Source organism: Streptomyces sp. NPDC048441 (assembly GCF_043200235.1).
GTDB lineage: Bacteria > Actinomycetota > Actinomycetes > Streptomycetales > Streptomycetaceae > Streptomyces.
In genome coordinates, this window is the sequence record NZ_JBICXM010000011.1 from 77,981 (window position 1) to 99,451 (window position 21,471).

Annotated in this window: 22 protein-coding genes and 1 pseudogene; 14 read left to right on the forward strand and 9 right to left on the reverse strand. The window is 69.2% G+C overall.

Annotation, left to right across the window (positions count from 1 at the left end):
- Positions 1-17: 17 nt before the first annotated feature.
- On the forward strand, positions 18-785 hold the full coding sequence (locus tag ACGFSB_RS25900) for a VOC family protein (RefSeq protein WP_393403744.1): 768 nt from the start codon (positions 18-20) through the stop codon (positions 783-785).
- Positions 786-1,008: 223 nt separating this feature from the next.
- Complete coding sequence (locus tag ACGFSB_RS25905; RefSeq protein ID WP_393403747.1) at positions 1,009-1,566, forward strand: DUF3291 domain-containing protein; 558 nt, start codon at positions 1,009-1,011, stop codon at positions 1,564-1,566.
- A gap of 6 nt (positions 1,567-1,572) precedes the next feature.
- On the opposite strand, the pseudogene ACGFSB_RS25910 reads toward ACGFSB_RS25905, so the two are convergent.
- From ACGFSB_RS25910 to ACGFSB_RS25920, 3 genes and pseudogenes are all read right to left on the reverse strand, one after another.
- Positions 1,573-1,884: pseudogene (locus tag ACGFSB_RS25910) on the reverse strand (formylglycine-generating enzyme family protein); the annotation flags it as partial.
- A gap of 187 nt (positions 1,885-2,071) precedes the next feature.
- The gene (locus ACGFSB_RS25915) at positions 2,072-2,626 is read right to left on the reverse strand and encodes a DinB family protein (protein ID WP_393403750.1); all 555 of its coding nucleotides are present in this window, start codon (positions 2,624-2,626) and stop codon (positions 2,072-2,074) included.
- 147 nt (positions 2,627-2,773) lie between these two features.
- On the reverse strand, positions 2,774-3,565 hold the full coding sequence (locus ACGFSB_RS25920) for a class I SAM-dependent methyltransferase (RefSeq protein WP_393403753.1): 792 nt from the start codon (positions 3,563-3,565) through the stop codon (positions 2,774-2,776).
- A gap of 436 nt (positions 3,566-4,001) precedes the next feature.
- Here ACGFSB_RS25920 and ACGFSB_RS25925 point away from each other — a divergent pair, with 436 nt between their 5' ends.
- The 3 genes from ACGFSB_RS25925 (at position 4,002) to ACGFSB_RS25935 (ending at position 5,597) form a co-directional block, all read left to right on the forward strand.
- A complete protein-coding gene (locus ACGFSB_RS25925) occupies positions 4,002-4,499 on the forward strand; it encodes a helix-turn-helix domain-containing protein (RefSeq protein WP_393403756.1) in 498 nt (165 codons plus the stop codon).
- A gap of 24 nt (positions 4,500-4,523) precedes the next feature.
- On the forward strand, positions 4,524-5,108 hold the full coding sequence (locus ACGFSB_RS25930; RefSeq protein ID WP_393403759.1) for a hypothetical protein: 585 nt from the start codon (positions 4,524-4,526) through the stop codon (positions 5,106-5,108).
- Between the two features lie 147 nt (positions 5,109-5,255).
- Positions 5,256-5,597 (forward strand): DUF2516 family protein, encoded by a 342-nt coding sequence (locus ACGFSB_RS25935; protein ID WP_393404230.1) that lies wholly within the window; start codon positions 5,256-5,258, stop codon positions 5,595-5,597.
- 30 nt (positions 5,598-5,627) lie between these two features.
- Here the strand turns inward: ACGFSB_RS25935 and ACGFSB_RS25940 are convergent, their stop codons facing one another.
- The 3 genes from ACGFSB_RS25940 to ACGFSB_RS25950 all read right to left on the reverse strand — a co-directional run bounded on the left by ACGFSB_RS25940 (position 5,628) and on the right by ACGFSB_RS25950 (position 9,334).
- Positions 5,628-6,947: a PP2C family protein-serine/threonine phosphatase gene (locus ACGFSB_RS25940; RefSeq protein ID WP_393403762.1), complete on the reverse strand. Its 1,320-nt coding sequence runs from the start codon at positions 6,945-6,947 to the stop codon at positions 5,628-5,630.
- A gap of 316 nt (positions 6,948-7,263) precedes the next feature.
- Positions 7,264-8,289, reverse strand: a complete 1,026-nt coding sequence (locus tag ACGFSB_RS25945; protein WP_393404233.1) for an NlpC/P60 family protein — start codon at positions 8,287-8,289, stop codon at positions 7,264-7,266.
- Positions 8,290-8,530: 241 nt separating this feature from the next.
- On the reverse strand, positions 8,531-9,334 hold the full coding sequence (locus ACGFSB_RS25950) for a class I SAM-dependent methyltransferase (RefSeq protein WP_393403764.1): 804 nt from the start codon (positions 9,332-9,334) through the stop codon (positions 8,531-8,533).
- A 259-nt stretch (positions 9,335-9,593) separates the two neighbouring features.
- Between ACGFSB_RS25950 and mshA the strand changes: the two genes are divergently transcribed.
- The 5 genes from mshA to ACGFSB_RS25975 all read left to right on the forward strand — a co-directional run bounded on the left by mshA (position 9,594) and on the right by ACGFSB_RS25975 (position 14,465).
- The gene (gene mshA / locus ACGFSB_RS25955) at positions 9,594-10,940 is read left to right on the forward strand and encodes a D-inositol-3-phosphate glycosyltransferase (RefSeq protein WP_393403767.1); all 1,347 of its coding nucleotides are present in this window, start codon (positions 9,594-9,596) and stop codon (positions 10,938-10,940) included.
- Positions 10,933-11,439, forward strand: a complete 507-nt coding sequence (locus ACGFSB_RS25960; RefSeq protein ID WP_393403769.1) for a YbjN domain-containing protein — start codon at positions 10,933-10,935, stop codon at positions 11,437-11,439. The genes mshA and ACGFSB_RS25960 overlap by 8 nt, the downstream gene beginning before the upstream one ends.
- Positions 11,440-11,563: 124 nt before the next feature.
- Positions 11,564-13,240 carry a glycoside hydrolase family 55 protein gene (locus ACGFSB_RS25965; protein WP_393403772.1) on the forward strand — a complete coding sequence of 559 codons (1,677 nt, stop codon included), beginning with the start codon at positions 11,564-11,566 and terminating at the stop codon, positions 13,238-13,240.
- 178 nt (positions 13,241-13,418) lie between these two features.
- Entirely contained in the window at positions 13,419-13,634 is a 216-nt protein-coding gene (locus ACGFSB_RS25970) for a hypothetical protein (RefSeq protein ID WP_393403775.1), read from the forward strand.
- Between the two features lie 48 nt (positions 13,635-13,682).
- A complete protein-coding gene (locus ACGFSB_RS25975) occupies positions 13,683-14,465 on the forward strand; it encodes a spermidine synthase (RefSeq protein ID WP_393403778.1) in 783 nt (260 codons plus the stop codon).
- Positions 14,466-14,510: 45 nt separating this feature from the next.
- On the opposite strand, the gene ACGFSB_RS25980 is transcribed toward ACGFSB_RS25975, so the two are convergent.
- Entirely contained in the window at positions 14,511-15,926 is a 1,416-nt protein-coding gene (locus ACGFSB_RS25980) for an FG-GAP repeat domain-containing protein (RefSeq protein WP_393403781.1), read from the reverse strand.
- Between the two features lie 84 nt (positions 15,927-16,010).
- On the reverse strand, positions 16,011-16,772 hold the full coding sequence (locus ACGFSB_RS25985) for a phosphoglyceromutase (protein WP_393403784.1): 762 nt from the start codon (positions 16,770-16,772) through the stop codon (positions 16,011-16,013).
- A gap of 174 nt (positions 16,773-16,946) precedes the next feature.
- Between ACGFSB_RS25985 and ACGFSB_RS25990 the strand changes: the two genes are divergently transcribed.
- Together ACGFSB_RS25990 and ACGFSB_RS25995 are read left to right on the forward strand one after the other, a co-directional pair.
- Entirely contained in the window at positions 16,947-18,224 is a 1,278-nt protein-coding gene (locus ACGFSB_RS25990; RefSeq protein WP_393403787.1) for an MDR family MFS transporter, read from the forward strand.
- A 46-nt stretch (positions 18,225-18,270) separates the two neighbouring features.
- A complete protein-coding gene (locus tag ACGFSB_RS25995; RefSeq protein ID WP_393403790.1) occupies positions 18,271-18,429 on the forward strand; it encodes a hypothetical protein in 159 nt (52 codons plus the stop codon).
- A 103-nt stretch (positions 18,430-18,532) separates the two neighbouring features.
- Here the strand turns inward: ACGFSB_RS25995 and phoU are convergent, their stop codons facing one another.
- Complete coding sequence (gene phoU, locus ACGFSB_RS26000; protein WP_393404236.1) at positions 18,533-19,213, reverse strand: phosphate signaling complex protein PhoU; 681 nt, start codon at positions 19,211-19,213, stop codon at positions 18,533-18,535.
- 283 nt (positions 19,214-19,496) lie between these two features.
- Here phoU and ACGFSB_RS26005 point away from each other — a divergent pair, with 283 nt between their 5' ends.
- Positions 19,497-20,756 (forward strand): sensor histidine kinase, encoded by a 1,260-nt coding sequence (locus ACGFSB_RS26005; RefSeq protein WP_393403793.1) that lies wholly within the window; start codon positions 19,497-19,499, stop codon positions 20,754-20,756.
- Positions 20,753-21,433, forward strand: a complete 681-nt coding sequence (locus ACGFSB_RS26010) for a response regulator transcription factor (protein ID WP_030362171.1) — start codon at positions 20,753-20,755, stop codon at positions 21,431-21,433. The genes ACGFSB_RS26005 and ACGFSB_RS26010 overlap by 4 nt, the downstream gene beginning before the upstream one ends.
- The last annotated feature ends 38 nt before the right edge of the window (positions 21,434-21,471 follow it).

Below are 21,471 nucleotides of genomic sequence, written 5' to 3' on the forward strand. Positions count from 1 at the left end.
GAGCTAGGGTCGCCGACATGGCACTGCGACCTGTGAACGTGAACATGAAGGCTCTTGATGACTCGGCGGTCGGCCGGTTCTGGGCGGAGGCGCTCGGCTGGGGTGTCTCCAGCGAGGGGCCCGGTGTGACCAACGCCGAACCCACCGGCGACTTCGTCTGGCCGGACGCGGTGGCCGTCTGCGTCGACGTCGTCATCGTCCCGGAGGGCAAGACGGCGGCGAAGAACCGTATGCACCTCGATCTCGCCACCACCTCCGCGGCCCACCAGGCGGAGTTGGTCGCGCGCCTCCAGGCTCTCGGCGCGACGCCCGCCGACGTGGGGCAGGGCGACGTGCCGTGGACGGTGCTCGCCGACCCGGAGGGTAATGAGTTCTGCGTCCTCGAGCCTCGGGAGATCTACCGGGACACCGGGCCGGTCGCCGCGATAGTGGTCGACTGCGCGGATCCGCGAGCCATGGCGCGGTTCTGGGGCGAGGCGATGGACTGGACCCTGCACGAGGTAACCGACGATCACGCGGTGCTGCGCTCAGCCAAGAGCGTCGGCCCGTATCTCGAGTTCCTCCGCGTGCCCGGCGCGAAGACCACGCCGGACCGCGTCCATATCGACCTGCTGCCGTACGCCGGTGAGGACCAGGAGGCGGAGGTGGCCCGGCTGCGATCCCTCGGCGCCACCGACCTCGACCTCGGCCAGGGCGACGTCCCGTGGAAATGCCTGGCCGACCCGGAGGGCCACGAGTTCTGCGTCCTCGCCCCCAGGCCTCTCGCGAAGCCTCAGGACTCCTGAGACTCGAGGGGCAGTTCCATGACGTCGGCGACCACGCAACTGACGTTGCGGGGCCGCCGGAGCCGTTCGCGTCCCAGCCCCGAAAAGGCCTGTACAAGAAGCCACTTGGGCGGGAAAAACACAACTTCGACATGGTCCGCAGAGGCAGCTACCTTCACCTGGTCTTCGGCGATCGCCCACCGAACCGGCGCCACACCAGGCACCCTCAACCAGGGAGAGTCGTATGCCCCGTCTTGCTCTGTACACGTTCGGCGTCCTGAAGTCACCTCTCGCCGATCCCGCACCTCTCACGCGCGAGTTCCAGGACAGTGGTGAGCCCAACTACCGGAGGATCAGCCAGCACCCCGGATACCTCGGTCGTGCTGAGCCGTCGGACGGCAGCCGGGGCACATTCTTCGACTTGGAGTGGGGCGCGTGGGGAGAGTTCGCCGTACCGACCTGGTACGGCAAGGGCCGTACGGCGGAAACCATCGCCCTGGCCGCGACCCTTTCACTCTGGACCGACCTGCGCCCCGCCTTCGACGCCATCTACACCGGTCTGCACCGTGAGGCGCTGAACAGGCGTTACGACTGGTTCGAGAGGACAGGGCACCCGGCTTACGTGTTCTGGTGGGTCTCCGACGGCGTGATACCCACCTGGCGGGACGGGGTTTCCAGGCTGGAGCACCTCCACGACCACGGCTCCGCGCCGCACGCCTTCACCTTCCACCACTCGTTCGCCCCGGACGGAACTCCGACCAGGATCAAAGACATCGGACCGAAGAGCGACCGGGTTCATTGACGGCCGTCACACGGTAGAGCGCGCGATGCGGAACCCTACGTCGTCGACCTGGAATGTCGGGTGGCTGCGGCGCCGCGCAGAGGCCCGGCAACTCCAGTGCTCATCGAACCAACCACCGCCGCGGAGCACCCGGTAGGTGCCGTAGACCTCGGCGTCGTAGACGTCCCAGCACCAGTCCCATACGTTGCCGAGCATGTCGTAGAGACCCCACGGGTTGGGGTATTTGCCGCCCACGGCGTGGATGCGCTCGTGCGAGTTGCCGCGGTACCAGGCGATCTCGTCGAGCTGCCCGTACTGCGGCCCGGTCGTACCGATCCTACCGAGACGTGTCAGTTCGCCACGGCGGGGCCGCCGCCACTCTGGTCCTGCTGCGGCGGACTCGGGGTCGGTGTGGATGCTCTGCGGATCGAACTCGGCGGTGCTTGCGCGGTCTCACCGGAGTGTGGGTGCGGTGTGGTCGCACTGATGCCGCTCCGTCACGGGTGGTGGCCGCCCGCCGCCAGGATCAGACGCCTTCGCGCAGGTACAGGTCGCGCAGCAGGCCGATCTCGCCGCCGTGGTGTGTGACCTCTTTCAGGGCGTGCAGCGCGAGCTTCAGATAAGTCTCATCGGCCCAACCGCCTGGGCCCATGCCTATCGGCTCCATGAGGCGCTTGTCGCCGAGGGCCGCGATACGGGAGATGAAGTGCTCCCAGTCCTCGGCCAGCGCCTGGATGCCCTCTTTCGCGGTGCCGGGCCACTCGTGGCGGTCGCCGAGCTCGGGGACGTCCTCGAAGAAGTGGATCACATAGCCGCGCAGGCAGAGGTTGCCGATGTGCCAGATGCGCCAGGCGATCGTCGTGAAGGGGTCCGGTTCCTCCGGACCCGATTCCGGAAACAACGTGGCGACGCGGAAGACACCGTCGTCGCCGGGGCGGATGCTGATGCAGTCGCTGACCGGCTCCCAGTGGTACTCGGCGTCGGTCAGGTCCTTCATGCGCTCGAACAGCCGGAATCGCACGTTCTCGAAGATCGCGAGAATGTCGCGCGTGACGGGGTCGGGCGCGATCACGTCAGCCATGTCAGCTCCAGGGTGCGGTGGTTCCGGGCGGAAGGATGATCAGGATGGACGGGGCGGTCGGCTCGGTCAACTGCCGCCGCCTCGTCGGAGCAGCGCTCTCCTTGGCCATTCGGAGACACGGCTGTCTCGGCCGGTCCCGCGGCTGGGTCAGCCCGGCTTGACCGCCAGGGTCGCAAAATAGTTCGACATGTATTGAGCGGATGCGTTGGACTGGTGCGGCGCTTCCGCGAAGGCGGTGAGGACGAACCCCGCGGCGAGTTGCCCGCCGATCTGGTCGGTGAGGGTGTGGCTGTATTCAAGGGGGGCATCCGCGCCGAACTTCGTGGCGCGTTCCTCGGCGGAGTACTGCGTGACATCGCTGTAGGGCAGCTTGTGCACGACGATCAGCTCGCCGCGCTCGTCGAGCGCCTCGTGGTCGAACAAGTACACATCAGGGTTGAGGCAGCCCACGAGCAGAGTTCCGCCCGGTCGCAGGACGCGGAAGCACTCACGCCACACCGGTGCCAAGTCGGGTACGAACAGGTTGGAGACCGGATGGAACACGACGTCGAATGTCGCGTCGCCGAAGGCGCTGAGGTCGCGCATGTCGCCCAGGACGGTGCGCAGTTCGAGTCCGTCGCGCGCCGCCACCATCTGATCCTGGCCGAGCTGGCGGGGTGAGTTGTCGAATACGGTGACCCGCGCTCCTGCGGCGGCGAGGATCGGACCCTGCTGGCCACCGCCGGAGGCCAGGCACAACACGTCCTTGCCGGTCAGGTCCGTCGGCAGCCAGGAGCGGTCGACCGGCTCACGCCCGATGAGAACAATCGACCAGTCGCCCCTGCGGGCGCGCTCGACATCCTCAGCGCTCACCGGCCTCGACCACTCGTTGCCCTCTTGGACACACTTGTCCCAGGATGCCCGATTGTGGGCAACGGGGTCGACAACAACGTCCTGCACGTTCAACTCCCTGCTACAGCCGAGCGGATGACACCTGCGGTACTGACAGTTCGGTGCCGCCAGCCAACACGATCGCAGGGTGCGGGCTCAACGAAATTAGCGGGCATCGAGGTGTCCACGGGCTCGACGGGTGGTCGCGCAGCGGGCGCGCGTGTGGATCACGCCACGGTGAAGTCGGCGGCCTTGGAGACCAGCGTCGTGTCGCCGACGTTCGTCCAGGGCTCGGCCATCGGTGGTGATCCGCTGGACGGATTCCTCGGTCCATTTGGCTTCCAAGTCCCGGATCTGGCCGGAACGCAGTCGCGGATCGACCAGCCCCAGCACGGTCGATGGCACGGCACGGCACGGCACGGCACGTCACGTGGACGTAGTGGCGTAGCGCACTTTTGCAAGCATGTGCTTGCAATAGTTAGCAAGGGGCGGGCAGTATCGACACATGGCATCACTCAACGTCGGCAATCTCGGCGAGTATCTGCGTGAGCAGCGGCGCAATGCGGAGCTGTCGCTCAGGCAGCTCGCCGACGCCGCCGGGGTGTCCAATCCGTATCTGAGCCAGATCGAGCGCGGGCTTCGCAAGCCGAGTGCCGATGTGCTGCAACAGGTGGCCAAGGCGCTGCGGATCTCCGCCGAGACGCTCTATGTCCGGGCCGGGATCCTCGACGAGAAGGAGCGGGACGAGCTGGAGACGCGCGCCGTCATCCTCGCCGACCCCTCCATCAACGAGCGGCAGAAGCAGGTCCTGTTGCAGATCTATGAGTCGTTCCGCAAGGAGAACGGCTTCGAGGTCTCGGAGTACGCGGACGACTCGTCGCACGTGGATGAGTCTTCGTACGTGGATGAGTCTTCGTACGCGGATGACGTGGACGCCACCGCTGACGGCCCCCGCACGGTCGACGGCAGTGATGCCAGCCCCAAGGACCACCCTTCAAGCTGACGCGAATCCGGGAGGACCATCCCTATGGCCATCAAGGACGACCTGCGCAACGCCATCTCCGACCCCACTCCCGCGTACTTCGCCGCGGGCACCGCCGATCTGGCGTACCAGCAGGCGAGGAAGGTGCCGGGCATCATCGAGCAGCTGATCGCTGAGGCGCCTGCCCGTATCGACGCCGTGCGCAACACCGACACCAAGGCTGTCCAGGACAAGGCCGTCGCCCGTGCCAAGGAGGCGCAGGAGACCCTCCAGGCCAAGGTCACGGAACTGCTCGGCTCGCTCGACACCGACCTGAAGAAGCTCGGCGAGAGCGCCCAGGGCTTTGCCCTGAGCTCGGTCGGTGTGGCCGCCGAGTACGCGGTCAAGGCGCGCGAGAAGTACGAAGAGGTCGCCGAGCACGGTGAGCAGGCCGTGAAGACCTGGCGCGGCGAGGCCGCCGAGGAGATCTCGGAGCTGGCCGTGGCCGTCGAGCCGGACGCGGAGTCCGAGGCGGCGCCCGCCTCCGAGCCGGCCTCCGCCGCTGCCCCGGCCCCGGCGAAGAAGCCCGCCGCCAAGAAGGCCCCGGCCCGCAAGACGACGGCGAAGAAGACCACGCCGCCCGCCAAGTAGGCAGCAAGTAGGCAGCAAAGTTGTCATGGGTGCGGGCCGGGCACTCTCTGAGTGTCCGGCCCGTTCTCCGGGTAGCGGGTACGGTGTCCGCGTACTCAAGAGCCGAAAGAGCCTCAAGAGCCGAGACTGGTGGTGGATGTTGTGCTGATGCAGGGCTTCGCGAACTTCATGTGGCTGCTCTCGTTGGCCTTGATCGCCTTCAGCGGTTTCGCGCTCGTCGACGCTGCCGTCCGACGTGAGGACGCCTACCGCGCGGCGGACAAGAAGACCAAGCCGTTCTGGCTGATCATCCTCGGGCTCGCCTTCATCGTGAACCTGATCTTCAACATCATGTCGTTCCTGCCGATCATCGGGCTCGTCGCGACCATCGTCTACATGGTCGACGTGCGGCCCGCACTGCGGCAGATCACCGGCGGCGGACGCGGTGGCGGTCGTCGCGGCGGCTCCAGCAGTGACGGGCCGTACGGGCCGTACAACGGCGGTCGCTAGCCGATAGCCGGGGTCACTCGGCGAAGGGCTCTAGCGGTCCCTGTCCAGGAGCAGTACGGCCACGTCGTCCGTCAGGTCGCCGCCGTTCAGCTCGCGCACCTCGTTGACCGCGGCCTCGAGCAGCTCGTCGCCCCGCAGCCCCGCGGCGATCTGGCGGCGGACCATCTCCACCATGCCCTCCTGCCCCAGGCGCTGATTGCCCTGGCCGATGCGCCCCTCTATCAGGCCGTCCGTGTAGAGCATCAGGCTCCACTTGCCGCCGAGCTCCACCTGGCGGCGCGGCCACCGGGCGTTCGGCAGGAGGCCGAGCGCCGGGCCGCTGCTCTCGTACGGGAGCAGCTCGGCGAGGCGGCCGTCGCGGGCGATCAGCGGCGACGGGTGACCGGCCAGGCAGAGCCCCGCCCGGCGGCCGTCCGGTGCGATGTCGACCGTGCAGAGCGTCGCGAAGATCTCTTCGTCGGCGCGCTCGTGCTCCAGGACCTTCTGCAGCGTGGAGAGCAGCTCGTCGCCGCACAGGCCCGCGAAGGTCAGCGTCCGCCAGGCGATGCGCAGCTCCACGCCGAGCGCGGCCTCGTCGGGGCCGTGGCCGCAGACATCGCCGATCATGACGTGCACGGAGCCGTCGGGGGTGCGCACCGTGTCGTAGAAGTCGCCACCCAGCAGTGCCCGTGAGCGCCCGGGGCGGTAGCGCGCGGCGAACCGCAGCGGTGAGCCGTCCAGGAGCGGCGTCGGCAGCAGGCCGCGCTCCAGGCGGGCGTTCTCCTGGGCCCGAAGCCGCGACTCCGTCAGCTGACGCTGGGCGGCGTCCGCGCGCTTGCGCTCCACGGCGTACCGGATGGCGCGGCTCAGGAGGCGCTCGTCGAGCTCGTCGCGGAAGAGATAGTCCTGGGCGCCGACCCGCACGGCCTCCGCGCCCCGCTCGGCGTCTCCGTTCGCGGTGAGCGCGAGGACGGCGTGCCGGGGCGCGAGGCGCAGGACGTGCTTGAGCGCGGTCAGCTCGTCCTCGTCCTCCTCGGAGCCGCCAGAGCCGCCAGAGCCGCTGGGGCCCGCCAGGGCGAGGTCGAGGAGGATGCAGTGCACGTCGTCCGTGAGCAGCCGCTCGGCCTCGGTGAGGTTGCGGGCGGTGCGGATACGGATCGGCTTGCCCGCGGAGTCGAGCATCGCGGGGACGCTGAGCGAGCCCGCCTCGTCCTCGATCACCAGGAGGCTGAGGCTCGTGCCGTTCGTGCTGTTCGTGCTGTTCGTAGGTTCTGTCGGGGGCACGGGTTCGGGCATGGGCGTCGGCAGAGCGTCAGCCTGACCGCCTTCCGCGGCCGGGATCGCTCTCTGCCGCGGTATGGGTACGGGCATGGCTTTGGTTCCTTCCCTCCCCCCGAGGGCATGGTGGACCGACGGTCGAACGCTCCACCGACGGGGACCATAGCGTTAGCCGAGGCCCGATTGGAATGCCGCACGGCAAACGGCCACCGTCATATGCCGCAACAAGGACCGCAATTGGGCACGACAGGTCCCGACCAGGATGACGAACATCACGCCTGAAGGGTTGAGAGGGTGGGGGAGGGTGCGGTGGGTCACATGACGTACGGCACATGACGTACGGCACATGACGTACGGCACAGATGGGGCTACGTACGGCACAGATGAGGCTAGCTGTGAGGCCTACCGACTACTTGTCAGGCCGCACGACCCCGAGAATCTGCATCGATCCCGCGCCCGCGACGGTGACATCGCGCCCAGGCCGCGGCGCGTGCACGATCGCGCCGTCGCCCACGTACATCCCGACGTGGCTGGCGTCCGCGTGGTAAATGATCAGGTCACCGGGGCGCATGTTCTTGATGCCGACGTGCGGCAGCTGCTTCCACTGCTCCTGTGACGTACGCGGAATTCCCTTGCCCGCGGCGGCCCAGGCCTTGGACGTGAGGCCCGAGCAGTCGTACGAGGAGGGTCCCTCGGCGCCCCATACGTACGGCTTGCCGAGCTGCGCGGTGGCGAACTCGATGGCCTTCTTGCCCGGCCCGGTCGCCTTGCCCTTGATGTCCTTCAGGACGCCCGAACTCACCCACGCCGACTGCTTCTTGAGCTGGGCTTCCTCCTCGAGCTTCCGGAGCCGCTCGCGCTCCTTCTTCTCGAGCTTCGACTCCATCTCCTCGGCGGTCTTGATCTTCTTCTTGATCTTCTTCTTCGACTCGGCCTTCGCTTTGCGGTTGGCCTCGAGCTTCTTCCACTGGGCGGTGGCGTCCTTGGCGTAGATCCGCAGGTCTTCCTGCGTCCGCTCGAGCTCCGTCAACATGCCCTTGGTGGCCTTCTCGCCCTGCCGCATCAGCCCGGCGCCGTCCAGGAACTCCTGCGGGTCGTCGCTCAGCATCAGCTGGGCCTCTGAGGGCATCGCGCCGCCGCGGTACTGAGCGCGGGCCGCCGCGCCCGCACGGGACTTGAGCCTGTCCAGCTTCTGCTGGCCCTTGCTGATGGAGCGGGCGAGCTTCACGATCTGCTTGGACTGCTTCTCGGTCTTCTCCTCGGCCGCGTTGTACGCATCCGTGGCGACGCCCGCGTCGTGGTAGAGCTTCTCGATCTCCTTGCGCAGGCTCTCAAGAGACTTGGTCTTGCCGGGTGTTGGCTTCGCCGGACTCGCGTAGGCCGCGCCCGGTGTGCTGAGCACCGCCGCGGCGCAGATCAGCGCCAGGCCGGCCATCGTCGAACTCCGCTTGCCCGTCACGTCCGCCTCCCCCAAAACTGATTTACCGTCAGTAACTTACGAGTGCCTCGGGGATGGTGCCATGCCGACGCGCAATACGACAGGGCGCGACAGCAACTCAGATCCCCACCCGTCCCATGTGACGAACGGCACCCGGAGATCGTTCCACGCACGGCGCGCCGCACGCGGAGTTCACCCGCCGGTGTCTCGCGAGTTCACCCCGGGATGCCTCGTGCGTTCACCCCCGGCGCGGCGCCAACGCCTCCCACCGCACCGTCACTTCGCCCTGCCGCCACCGCGGGGACCGGTCCACCACCGGCCAGTCCGCGGTCAGTTCCCGCACCGTCCTGATCCAGCGCTGCCGGGCGCCGTACGAGGCGTAGGGCGCCGCCGCGGCCCACGCGCGGTCGAAGTCGCGCAGGAACGCGTGCACCGGCTCGCCCGGCACGTTCCGGTGGATCAGCGCCTTGGGCAGCCGCTCGGCGAGGTCGGAAGGGCGGTCGAGCGAGCCGAGCCGGGTCGCGAAGGTCACCGTGCGCGGGCCCTCGGGGCCGAGCGCGACCCAGACGTGCCGTCGGCCGATCTCGTCGCAGGTCCCCTCGACGAGCAGACCGCCGGGTGCGAGGCGCCCGCGCAGTCGCTCCCACACGGCGGCGACCTGCTCCTCGTCGTACTGCCTGAGCACGTTCGCGGCCCGGATCAGCATGGGCCGCCCCGGGCCCGGCAGCGGGATCTCGAAGCCGCCGTGCCGGAAGGTGAGCCCTTCCCGCTCATACGGCTTCGCGGCGGCGACCCGCGCCGGATCGATCTCGACGCCCACCACGCGCACGCGGGGGGCGGTGGTCCTGAGCCGGACGAGCAGTTCGACGGCGGTCCAGGGGGCGGCTCCGTAGCCGAGATCGACGGCCACAGGGTCGGGGGAGCGCCGCAGCCCGGCGCCGTGCGTGGCGGCGATCCAGCGGTCCATGCGGCGCAGGCGGTTGGGGTTGGTGGTCCCGCGCGTCACCGTTCCCACGGGGCGGGAGGGGGTGCGGGAGGCCATGGGGAAAGGGTATGCGCCGCCAGGCCCGTCAGCTGGGGCCCGTCACCTGAGCCCGTCAGCTGGGCCCGTCAGCCAGGCCCGTCACCTGAGCCCATCGGCTGAGCCCCATTGGTTGATCCCGACCCAGTAATGATTTGGCAAAGAGGAAATGGAGTCGAACCTTCCGATGTTCTCCCTCTGGAGGACCGTGCACGCCCTCCCTTAAGTCATGCCCGCCAAGCACGAGCCCTGCCCGCGCGTGTACAAGGAGGACCGCCACGTGAGCCAGTACGTGACCAGGCTCGGTCGCCGCTCACCGGCGGCGCCCAGCAGGCTCCGGCTCCCCGGTACACACCGGCGGCCACGCCGGGTGGCCATGCTCAGCGTGCACACCTCGCCGCTGCACCAGCCCGGCACGGGCGACGCGGGCGGCATGAACGTCTACATCGTCGAGCTGGCCAAGCGTCTCGCGGCGATCAACATCGAGGTGGAGATCTTCACGCGCTCGACGACGGGCGCGGTGCCGCCCGCCGTCGAACTCGCCCCGGGCGTCCTCGTGCGCCACGTGGACGCGGGACCGTACGAAGGCCTGGCGAAGGAGGAGCTGCCCGCTCAGCTCTGTGCCTTCACGCACGGCGTGATGCAGGCGTGGGCGGGCCACCGCCCCGGCTACTACGACCTGGTCCACTCGCACTACTGGCTCAGCGGCCACGTCGGCTGGCTGGCCGCCGAGCGCTGGGGCGTGCCCCTCGTGCACGCCATGCACACGATGGCGAAGGTCAAGAACGCGGCGCTCGCACTCGGCGACACCCCGGAGCCGACCGCCCGCGTGATCGGCGAGACACAGATCGTCCGGGCGGCCGACCGCCTCATCGCCAACACCTCCGAAGAGGCCGACGAGCTCGTCCGCCACTATGAGGCGGACGCGGGCAAGGTCGCCGTGGTCCACCCCGGCGTGAACCTGGACCGCTTCCGCCCCGGAGACGGCCGCGCGGCGGCCCGCCACCGCCTCGGCCTCCCGCAGGACGCGCTCGTCCCGCTCTTCGCGGGCCGTATCCAGCCCTTGAAGGCGCCTGACGTACTGCTGCGCGCGGTCGCCGTCCTCCTGGACGAGCGCCCCGAGCTGCGCTCGAACATCGTCGTCCCCGTGGTGGGCGGTCCGAGCGGCAGCGGCCTTGCGAAGCCGGAGGGCCTGCAGAAGCTGGCGGCCAAGCTGGGCATCGCGGACGTGGTCCGCTTCCAGCCGCCGGTGGGCCAGGAGCAGTTGGCGGACTGGTTCAGGGCGGCTTCGGTGCTTGTGATGCCTTCGTACAGCGAGTCGTTCGGCCTGGTCGCCATAGAGGCACAGGCGGCGGGCACTCCGGTCCTCGCGGCATCGGTGGGCGGCCTGCCGGTCGCGGTGCGCGACGGGGTGACGGGATTCCTCGTCCCCGGTCACGAACCGGCCCACTACGCGCGCGTGCTGCGCGATTTCGCCGATCATCCACACCTTGTGGACAGCATGGGCGAGGCGGCCGCACAGCACGCGGAATCCTTCGGCTGGGACACGGCGGCATCCGCCACGGCGGACGTGTACACGGCGGCCGTGCACGAGCACAGGCGTCGCGTACGCTCGCATCATGGCTGATGAGGCGGCGAAGGACGACGCGGCGGCGATCATCGAGGCAACGCTGACCGAGGCGGACCTGGAGTGGGAGAGCCCCGAGCCGGGCTCCTACGTGGTGAAGCTGCCGGGCACGCGCAAGCTGTCGACGACCCTCTCGCTGAAGGTCGGCAAACATGCGCTTTCGCTGACCGCGTTCGTGATCCGGCACCCGGACGAGAACGACGCGGCGGTCCACCGCTGGCTCCTGGAGCGCAACCTGCGCGTGTACGGCGTGAGTTACGCGATCGACCCGCTCGGCGACATCTACCTCACCGGCAAACTCCCCCTCTCCGCGGTCACCCCGGACGAGCTCGACCGCCTGCTCGGCTCGGTCCTCGAGAACGCGGACGGCTCCTTCAATACGCTCCTGGAGCTGGGTTTCGCGACGGCGATCCGCAAGGAGTACGCGTGGCGGGTGTCGCGGGGCGAGCCCACGCGGAACCTGGACGCGTTCACTCACTTGACTCAGCCGAAGGGCTAGTCACGCCGACGTAGTCAGTCTCTCCGTCCCCGCAGGACATCTTCCCCGTGCGGGGCACCCGTGACATGCTCGCGCCCATCGCAGACATGAATGGCGTTCACATCCATGGAAGGTGGCGGTGGGCATGGAGCATCCGAGCAGACGGGGCGTACTCGGCGGCGCGATAGCCGTGGCGGCGGTTGCCGCGACGGGCGTGACCGGCGGGACGGCATGGGCGAAGCCCGGCGAAACCCCCACCTTGTGGCGGGAGTTCGAGGAAACCCCCTACACGCACCCCCAGATCCCCTATATAGCCCGCGCGGGCGCTCGCTCAGGAACCCGCCACCTCCCTCGCCGGAAGGTGGTCGCGAACGTGAGGGACTACGGAGCGAAGCCGGACGGCACTCAGGACGCGGCCCCCGCGATCAACCGCGCCCTCGCGGAAGCGGGAGCGAAGGGCGGCGGCACGGTCGTCGTCCCGCCCGGCGAGTACCGCATCGACGGCATCATCCGCATAGCCCACGACAACGTGGTCCTCCAGGGGGCGGGCAGCACCCGCACCACCCTCCACGCGACAAAGAACCTCACAGAACTGATCGGCCCGTACGGCTCCCGCTACGGCGGGGACAAGTCGAGCTGGTCCTGGGCGGGCGGCCTCATCTGGCTCTGCCCACAGCCCCGTTACGACGCGCTGACGACGGCCATCAAGGCGAAGGTGTGGCCCTTCGAGGGCTGGACGGGCAACAAGCGCGACGAATGGGAAACGCTCACCACCACAGCCCCCGCGAAACGAGGCGACCGCACCTTGAAGGTGGCGGACACCTCCCGCCTCCACAAGGGCGACCTGGTCCTCCTCCGCCTGGCGGACGACGCGGACCACACGCTCCTGGAACACATGGCTGGAGGGGGCGAGGGCCCGGAGTCGTACACGTGGGACGACAAGACGAAGCTCACCTCGTACGTCCCGTACGAGTGGCCGGTACGCATCACTTCAGTAAAGAAGAGCGCGGGTACAGGCACGGGCGCGGTCACTCTGGAACGCCCCCTCCCCCTGGACGTACGCCCGGAATGGGACCCCCGCCTGACAACCCACGTAAAGGCGCTGACGGGCGCGGGAGTTGAAGGGCTGACCCTGGAGGCGGTCGAGACCCCCCAGTCCCCGCACCTCCTGGACAAGGGCTACAACGGGGTGACGTTCCAGTGCGCGTACGACTGCTGGGCGGACGACGTGGTGGTGCGCCACGTGGACAACGGCTTCGGCCTGGTGAGCGCGTCGGCCTGCACGGTGCGCCGCACGCGGGTGGCGGGCCGGGGCTCGCACCACCCGTACTTCTGCCGGGAGGGCTCGCACGACAACTTGATCGAGGACTTCAGGATCGACGACCGCACGGTCCCGGCCCCTTCAGGCACCCAACTCCACGGCATCAACGTAGAGGGCCTGTCCTCGTACAACGTCTGGTCGCGGGGCGACATGCGGATGGGCACGTTCGACAGCCACAGAGGAATGCCCTTCGCGAACGTCCGCACGGACATCACGGTCAACAACAACGGCCGCCACGGCGGAGACGCGTCAGCGGGCCCACTCTTCGGAGCCCGCTTCACGCACTGGAACATCCGCGTCACCAATGAACGAGCGGGCCTGATGAGGATCGACGGCCTGGCCCCCTACAGCACCACTGTCGGGGTCAACGAGGTCCGTGAGTTCGACCAGATCGACGTACCGGACTTCTCCGGAGACCTCCACTCGCGCATCGAGCTCTACGGGACCACTGGCGTGGTGCGGCCACGGAATCTGTACGAGGGGCAGCGGGGGGTCGCTTAGGCGTAGCCGTCGACATCGCCGCCGGGTTCCTGGCATACCCGTCAGGCACGAGCCGTTCCAGCCCCGAATGGGCACTATGCCGCCAACCGTCGGTAACTGCGCGACCGCACCGCGTGGTTCGGGCTACACAGGACGACTGGAACGTTCTTGCCTGATTGCCTGACGGGAGGACCGGCCGGTGGTGCTGACGATCAATGTGGCGGTTCTGCTGGCTGTCGTCATCGTCTTACGGCTACGAAGACGTACACAGGCCAGGAGCCGGAACGACGAGCAACTGACCGTGGTCATCGTGCTGGTCTTCGGGATCCTGATCGCCCCGACCACCTTCGGGCAGGGAATCCTGAACGTCGTGGGTGAACTCGCGCAGGGCGTCACGGACGCGGGCAGCCCGTGAGCCCCGAGCGGAAGCAAGGGAGCTCGCCCAGCCAGTACGGTTCGCCAGATGAGCGCACGTTTCGAAGAGATCGACTGGCGGACCACACCCATGGGCGAGATCAGCCTGCGGCGTCGGCGGGACCCGGTGTCGGGGGATGACATCTATGAGGTGAAGCTCGACGACGAGTACCTGATGTCCAGTCTCTTCACCGAAGGCGAGGTCGAGCTGACCAGGCTCGGCCTCGCTGAGCTGCCGGACACCCCGCTCGATGTCGCCGTGGGCGGACTCGGCCTCGGGTACACGGCCCGGACAGCGCTCGACGATCCGCGGGTGCGCTCGCTGATCGTCGTCGACGCCCTGGCAGAGGTGATCGACTGGCACCGGCGCGGGCTCGTACCGCTGGGCGAAGGGCTGGCATCGGACCCCCGGTGCCAACTCGTACGCGGGGACTTCTTCGCGATGGCCGCGGGGAGCGCGGCGGCGGGCGGCCCTGTCCCCGCGGGGGATACGGCCGACGGCTCCGGTGCTGCCCCGAGCGGCCTGGACCCCGAGACCCCCGGCCGCCGTTTCCACGCGATCCTGCTGGACGTCGACCACTCACCACGCCACGTACTGCACCCCGGCCACGCCGCGCTGTACCGCCCGGCGGGCCTCACCGCGCTGGCCGAACTGCTCCACCCCGGAGGCGTGTTCGCGCTGTGGTCGAACGACCCGCCGGACGACGAGTTCGGCGCGGTGCTCGCAGAGGTCTTCGAGGAGACCGCCGCGCACGTGGTCGATTTCGCGAACCCGCTCCAGGGCGGGACCGCGACCAACACCGTCTATGTCGCCCGCAGGGGCGAGAGCTGAGGCCACCGGCCACGCCCCACCGGCGGAACTCAACGGCCGGTGCCGTCAGCCCCGCACGTCCATCCCCACCTTCGCCGCTCTGGTGAGCTTCGGGTCCCCGGCGGGGAACTCCGCTTCGCCTCCTGGGAAGAGCAGGAGGCCGCCCGACGTCTCGGCCACCACGTCCGCATGTCCGTCGCCGTTGATGTCCAGCGGAGGCAGGGTGGCCTTGATCGACTCCCAGCCGTAGGCCGCCGCGTCGAAGGCGGTGGCCCGGGACGGGTCAGGGCCGGAGCCGTCCGTCGCGCCGGGCAGCAGCGTGAAGCGGCCCGCCTTGTCCTCGCCCGGGGTGTTGACCACCAGGTCCGGATGCCCGTCTCCGGTCACGTCGCCGGTGCCGGAGACGGCACCGAACCTGTCGTTGCCCTGCGAATCGCCGGGGATGCCCGGGGTCTCCTGGTTGTACACCGTGGTGCGGCGGCCCGTGCCGGGTCCGCCCTTCGCGCCGTAGACGATGGCGAGTTGTCCCGTGTCGAGGCCGTCGGCCGGGGCCGAAACGCCCCCTCCTCCGACGAGGAGGTCGGTGATGCCGTCGCCGTCCACGTCGCCGGCCAGCGGGGTCAGGACCCCGTCCTCGGTGCCGTTGTCCAGGCCCTTGGGCACGGCGGCGGGGACAGGGCCGTCGGGGCCGCCGCGGAAGTAGGCGGCTGCCGGGATCGGGTCGGAGCCCGGTTCCTCGTCGTCCGCATACGGAGGGGCGCCGGTGAAGAGCAGGTCGTGGAAGCCGTCGCCGTCGAAGTCACCGGCGGTGGTCCCGCCGCCGGCGGCCCTCCATTCCTGCCCCACAAGACGGGCGGGGGCACCATCCCGGTCGAACGGCCCGTACGCGATCCGCCCTCGTATCCGGGAGCGGTCCTTCTCCTGTGCCCCCTTGCCGCGGTCGATCAGGTCGAGGGCCCCGTCGCCGTTGACGTCGGCCACGGCCATCGCGAGGAACTGGCGCTCGGCGGCCACCGTCACCGGCTCACCGAGGCCGTTCGTACCGCCGAACATGATCACTGCCCGGTAGAGGGCGTCCGGCTCGGTCTTCCCGTCCGGGCCCCAGGGCTCGCGGGTGGCGACCAGGTCCGTGAATCCGTCGCCGTCGAGGTCGCCGCGGAGCAGCGGGCCGCTGTAGACGTCGCTGTAACGCGTGGCGCGGCCCGCGTCGAGGCCGCTCTTCGAGCCCGGGACGACGACCACGTGCCAGGCCCATGACCCGCCGGAGACGCGGCTCGCTTCGACGGTGACGAAATCGTCGTAGCCGTCCTTGTCGAAGTCACCGATGCCGGGCTCGCTGCGACCGTCGCGATCCCGCGGGGCCGGGCGGCTCTTCCCCGCGCCATCCGCTGTCCCGTCCCGGTTCCCGCCATCGCCCGCGCAACCGGTGAGCAATAGGGCCGCGCAGCTCAGCAGGGCGAGGGCGGACCGGGATGCAACCACGTGGGCTCCTGACGCAGGGACGCTGACAGTGGAAAGCCCTCCACCCGGCGGACCAACCGCGGGCAGAGGGCTTCTCGAGCGTGCTTACTTCTTCTTACCCTGGTTCTTGACCGCCTCGATGGCAGCCTTGGCCGCATCAGGGTCGAGGTAAGTCCCCCCGGCCTTCACCGGCTTGAAGTCCGCGTCGAGCTCGTACGCCAGCGGGATGCCCGTCGGGATGTTCAGGCCCGCGATGTCCTCGTCCGAGATGCCGTCCAGGTGCTTGACCAGGGCGCGCAGCGAGTTGCCGTGGGCGGCGACCAGGACCGTCCTGCCGGTCAGCAGGTCCGGGACGATGCCGTCGAACCAGTACGGGAGCATCCGGACGACGACGTCCTTCAGGCACTCCGTCTGGGGGCGCAGCTCCGGCGGGAGCGTCGCGTAGCGCGGGTCGTCGAACTGGGAGTACTCCGCGTCGCGGGCGAGCGCCGGCGGCGGGGTGTCGTACGAACGGCGCCAGAGCATGAACTGCTCCTCGCCGAACTCGGCGAGCGTCTGCGCCTTGTCCTTGCCCTGGAGCGCACCGTAGTGACGCTCGTTCAGGCGCCAGCTGCGGTGGACCGGGACCCAGTGGCGGTCGGCGGCCTCGAGGGACAGCTGCGCGGTGCGGATCGCGCGCTTCTGGAGCGACGTGTGGACCACGTCGGGGAGCAGGCCGGCGTCCTTGAGCAGCTCACCGCCGCGGACCGCCTCCTTCTCGCCCTTCTCGTTGAGATTGACGTCCACCCAGCCGGTGAACAGGTTCTTCGCGTTCCACTCGCTCTCGCCGTGGCGGAGGAGGATCAGCTTGTACGGTGCGTCGGCCATGCCCCTGAGCGTAATCGAACCGCCGGGCACCCCGCGCGTCCGCCCGCAGCCCGGACAGCAGCCGGGTCAGTTGACGGTTTCCGCTAATCCGCTGGCTCTTCGGGGCAGCGAGATCGTAATGTTCACTCCGCGCTTGAGCCACTTACATTTCTGTCTGACCGTGGGGGAAAACCGATGTCGCTCGCCGCCCTGAGACGTGCCGCCAAGGAGTCCGTATCCGGGCTTCCCCGCGAGTTCTGGTGGCTGTGGACCAGCACCCTCGTCAACCGGCTCGGCGCCTTCGTCGCCACCTTCATGGCGCTCTATCTGACCCTCGACCGCGGCTACTCGGCGACCTACGCCGGACTCGTCGCCGCCCTCCACGGGCTCGGCGGTGTCGTTTCCTCGCTGGGTGCCGGTGTCATGACCGACCGGCTCGGGCGGCGCCCCACCCTCCTCATCGCCCAGGCCTCCACCGCCCTCTCCGTCGCCCTCCTCGGCTTCATGAAGGAGCCCCTGGCCATCGCCGCCGTCGCCTTCCTCGTCGGCATGGCCAGCAACGCGTCGAGGCCCGCCGTCCAGGCGATGATGGCCGACATCGTGCGGCCCGAGGACCGGGTGCGGGCCTTCTCCCTCAACTACTGGGCCATCAACCTCGGCTTCGCCATCTCCTCAGCGGGCGCCGGATTCATCGCCGAGTTCAGCTACCTCGCCGGGTTCCTCATCGAGGCGGGCATGACCATGGCCTGCGCCATCCTCGTGTTCGCGAAGCTGCCCGAGTCGCGGCCCGTGCGGACCGCCCTGGAGAAGGCCTCGGAGCCGGACGTCGGACTCGGGACCGTTCTGCGTGACGGGCGCTTCATGGGAGTCGTCGGGCTCTCCTTCCTCATCGCGCTCATCTTCCAGCAGGGGTCCGTGGGACTGCCCGTCGCCATGGGCGAGGCCGGATTCACGCCCGCCGACTACGGAATGGCCATCGCCGTCAACGGCGTACTGATCGTCGTCCTGCAGATCCCCGTCACCCGGTTCATCGAACACCGGGACCCGCAGCGCCTGTTGATCATTTCCGCGCTCCTCGCCGGCTACGGCTTCGGGCTCACCGCCTTCGCCGGATCCATCGGCGTCTTCGCCCTCACCGTGTGCGTCTGGACCCTCGCCGAGATCGTGAACGCGCCCACCCAGACCGGACTCGTCGTGCGCCTCTCGCCCCTCCACGGCAGAGGCCGCTACCAGGGCATGTACACCCTGTCCTGGGCCGTCGCCGCGCTCGTCGCCCCGCTGATGTCCGGCTTCGTCATCGACCGCTTCGGTGCCGAGTGGCTCTGGGGCACCTGCGCGGTCATCGGAACCGTCGCCGCCTTCGGCTACTGGTCGCTCATGAGGGGGCTCCCCGCTGAGGCGCCGCGCGCGTGTGCGCCGTTGGTGCGCCCCTCAGGAGTGGGCATGGAAGGGGCAACAGGCAGTACGCACTAGCAGTACGCCTTCGAGCCTCAGCAGTACGCCTTAGAGGAGGAGACCCATGGCCGAGTCCCCCATGACCGAACGCGTCCCCGAGCAGTCGGTCGATACGCCGGGCCTGCCCGCACTCGTGCTTCTCGGCGGCTGCGGCTGCGGCTCGGGCTGCGGCTGCGGCTGCCAGTCGGGCGGACCGTGCCAGTGCGGCGGCTGCTGCGGCTGAGGCGCCGGAACGAACGACGGGGTGTGCCCCGCACCGTCGCATCGGTGCGGGGCACACCCCACTGCTCGTCATCGCGCGCACGCCGGCCGATGGACGGGACGGCTCAGGCGCCCTCCACCGGCGTTCCCGTCGGCTGGATCTCGTCCGCGTGCTCACCGGTGACCAGGTAGACGACCCTCTTCGCCACCGACACGGCGTGGTCCGCGAACCGCTCGTAGTAACGGCCCAGGAGCGTCACATCGACAGCCGTCTCGATGCCGTGCTTCCAGCGGTCGTCCATCAGGTGCTGGAAGAGCGTCCGGTGCAGCAGGTCCATCTCGTCGTCGTCCTGCTCCAGCTGGAGCGCCAGGTCGACGTCCTTCGTGATGATGACCTCCGCCGCCTTCGCCATCAGGCGCTGCGCGAGCTGCCCCATCTCCAGGATCGTCGCGTGCAGGTCGTGTGGAACGGCCGACGTCGGGAAGCGCAGGCGCGTCAGCTTCCCGACGTGCTGGGCGAGGTCGCCCGCGCGCTCCAGGTCGGCGCTCATCCGCAGCGAGGTCACGACGATGCGCAGGTCGGTGGCGACCGGCTGCTGCCGTGCGAGCAGGGCTATCGCGCGCGCCTCCAGCTCGTGCTGAAGATCGTCGACCTTCTGGTCAGCGGCGATCACGCTTTCGGCCATCTTCAGGTCGGCGTCGAGCATGGCCGTGGTGGCGCGCCCGATCGCGGACCCGACAAGCCGGGCCATCTCGACCAGGCCCTCGCCGATCGAGTCAAGTTCCTCGTGGTACGCGTCCCGCATGTGGATGTCCCTCTCTAGTACGTCCCGGGGGGTGACCCCCACGCTCCCACGGTGCGGCCCCGACGCGTCCGTTTCCGGCATCCGGAGTGAACCGTCCCTGTCACCGAGGTGAACTATGGGCGACGGGGAGTGCCACGCCCGGCGCGGCCCTGACGCGGCCCGGCGTAACCCGTTCGGCGGAAGTGAACCATCACCGTCCCCTCGGTGAACTCTGGGCGACGAGTGTTCGAGGCCGCACCCGTATGGCTGTGGCCGGTGCGTAAAGGGCGCATAACCTGGAGGCATGGACGTGAACGCGGCGGTCGCCGCAGCGGCAGCGATCGCCGGGGTGTGCACCGGTGTCATCGCCATGCTGGCGTTCCGCTGGAGCGAGCGCGACCTGAAACGCCCCACCCGGACCTCCCTGCACACAGACGCCGTACTGCCACCGGGCGTCGACACGGTTCTCTCCGTGCTCCGCTCGTCCGCCGTCGTCCTCGACGAGGCGGACAGCGTGGTCAAGGCCAGCTCGGCGGCGTACGCCCTCGGCCTGGTCCGCGGCGGCAAGCTCGCCGTGGAGCCCATGCTCCAGATGGCCCGCGACACCCGCCGCGACGGAGAGATACGCCAGGTCGAGCTCGACCTGCCACGCCGCGGCACCGGCCGGGGCGAGGCCCTCGCCGTCTCCGCACGCGTGGCCCCTCTCGGCTCCCGCCTCGTACTGCTCCTGGTGGAGGACCTCACGGAGGCCCGCCGCATCGAAGCCGTACGACGCGACTTCGTCGCGAACGTGAGCCATGAGCTCAAGACCCCCGTAGGGGCACTCTCCCTCCTCTCCGAGGCCGTCATGGACGCCTCGGACGACCCCGAGGCCGTCGAGCGGTTCGCGGGCCGGATGCAGATCGAGGCGACCCGCCTGACCAGCCTCGTCCAGGAGCTCATCGACCTCTCCCGGGTCCAGAACGACGACCCCCTGGAGGACGCCGAACCCGTCCGTGTCGATGAACTGGTGGCGGAAGCGATCGACCGCAGCCGTCACCAGGCATCCCACAAACAGATCACCATGGCCGCGGGCGGCACCGCCGACCTCCAGATATGGGGCAACCGCGGCCAGCTCGCGGCGGCACTCGGCAATCTCGTCGAGAACGCCGTGAACTACTCGCCCGCCCGCACCCGCGTCGGCATCGCGGCCCGCCGGGTCACCGCACCCGGCGGCGATCTCATAGAGGTGGCCGTCACCGACCAGGGGATCGGCATCTCCGACAAGGACAAGGAGCGCATCTTCGAGCGCTTCTACCGAGTGGACCCGGCCCGCTCACGGGCCACCGGCGGCACCGGCCTCGGCCTCGCCATCGTCAAACACGTGGCCGCCTCGCACGGCGGGGAGGTCACCGTGTGGAGCTCCGAGGGACAGGGCTCCACCTTCACCCTGCGGCTGCCCGAAGCAGCCGCCAACCGCGACCGCGGATCCGGTCACGGCGGAGACGGCAGCGAAGCCGGCACCGCACGGCCCGACGAGACCACTGCGTACGAACCCATCCCTGCCCCGGAGGTCCTTCCGTGACCCGAGTGCTCGTCGTCGAGGACGAGGAATCCTTCAGCGACGCCCTGTCCTACATGCTCCGCAAAGAGGGCTTCGAGGTCGCCATCGCGGCCACCGGACCCGACGGACTCGACGAGTTCGAGCGCAACGGCGCCGACCTCGTCCTGCTCGACCTGATGCTGCCGGGCCTGCCCGGCACGGAGGTCTGCCGCCAGCTGCGCAGCCGTTCCAACGTCCCGGTGATCATGGTCACCGCCAAGGACAGCGAGATCGACAAGGTGGTCGGCCTGGAAATAGGAGCCGATGACTACGTCACCAAGCCCTTCTCCTCACGCGAACTCGTGGCCCGCATCCGTGCGGTCCTGCGCCGCCGCGGCGAGCCCGAGGAGGTCGCACCGCAGGCCCTGGAGGCGGGTCCGGTCCGCATGGACGTGGACCGTCACGTGGTCACGGTCTCCGGCTCCAAGGTCGACCTGCCCCTCAAGGAGTTCGACCTCCTGGAGATGCTCCTGCGCAACGCGGGCCGCGTCCTGACCCGTATGCAGCTCATCGACCGCGTCTGGGGCGCGGACTACGTGGGGGACACCAAGACCCTCGACGTCCACGTCAAGCGCCTCCGCGCCAAGATCGAGCCGGACCCGGGGGCGCCGCGTTACCTGGTGACGGTGCGGGGCCTGGGCTACAAGTTCGAGCCGTAAACCACACCTCAGTAGACGCACATACGAGAGACGCACAT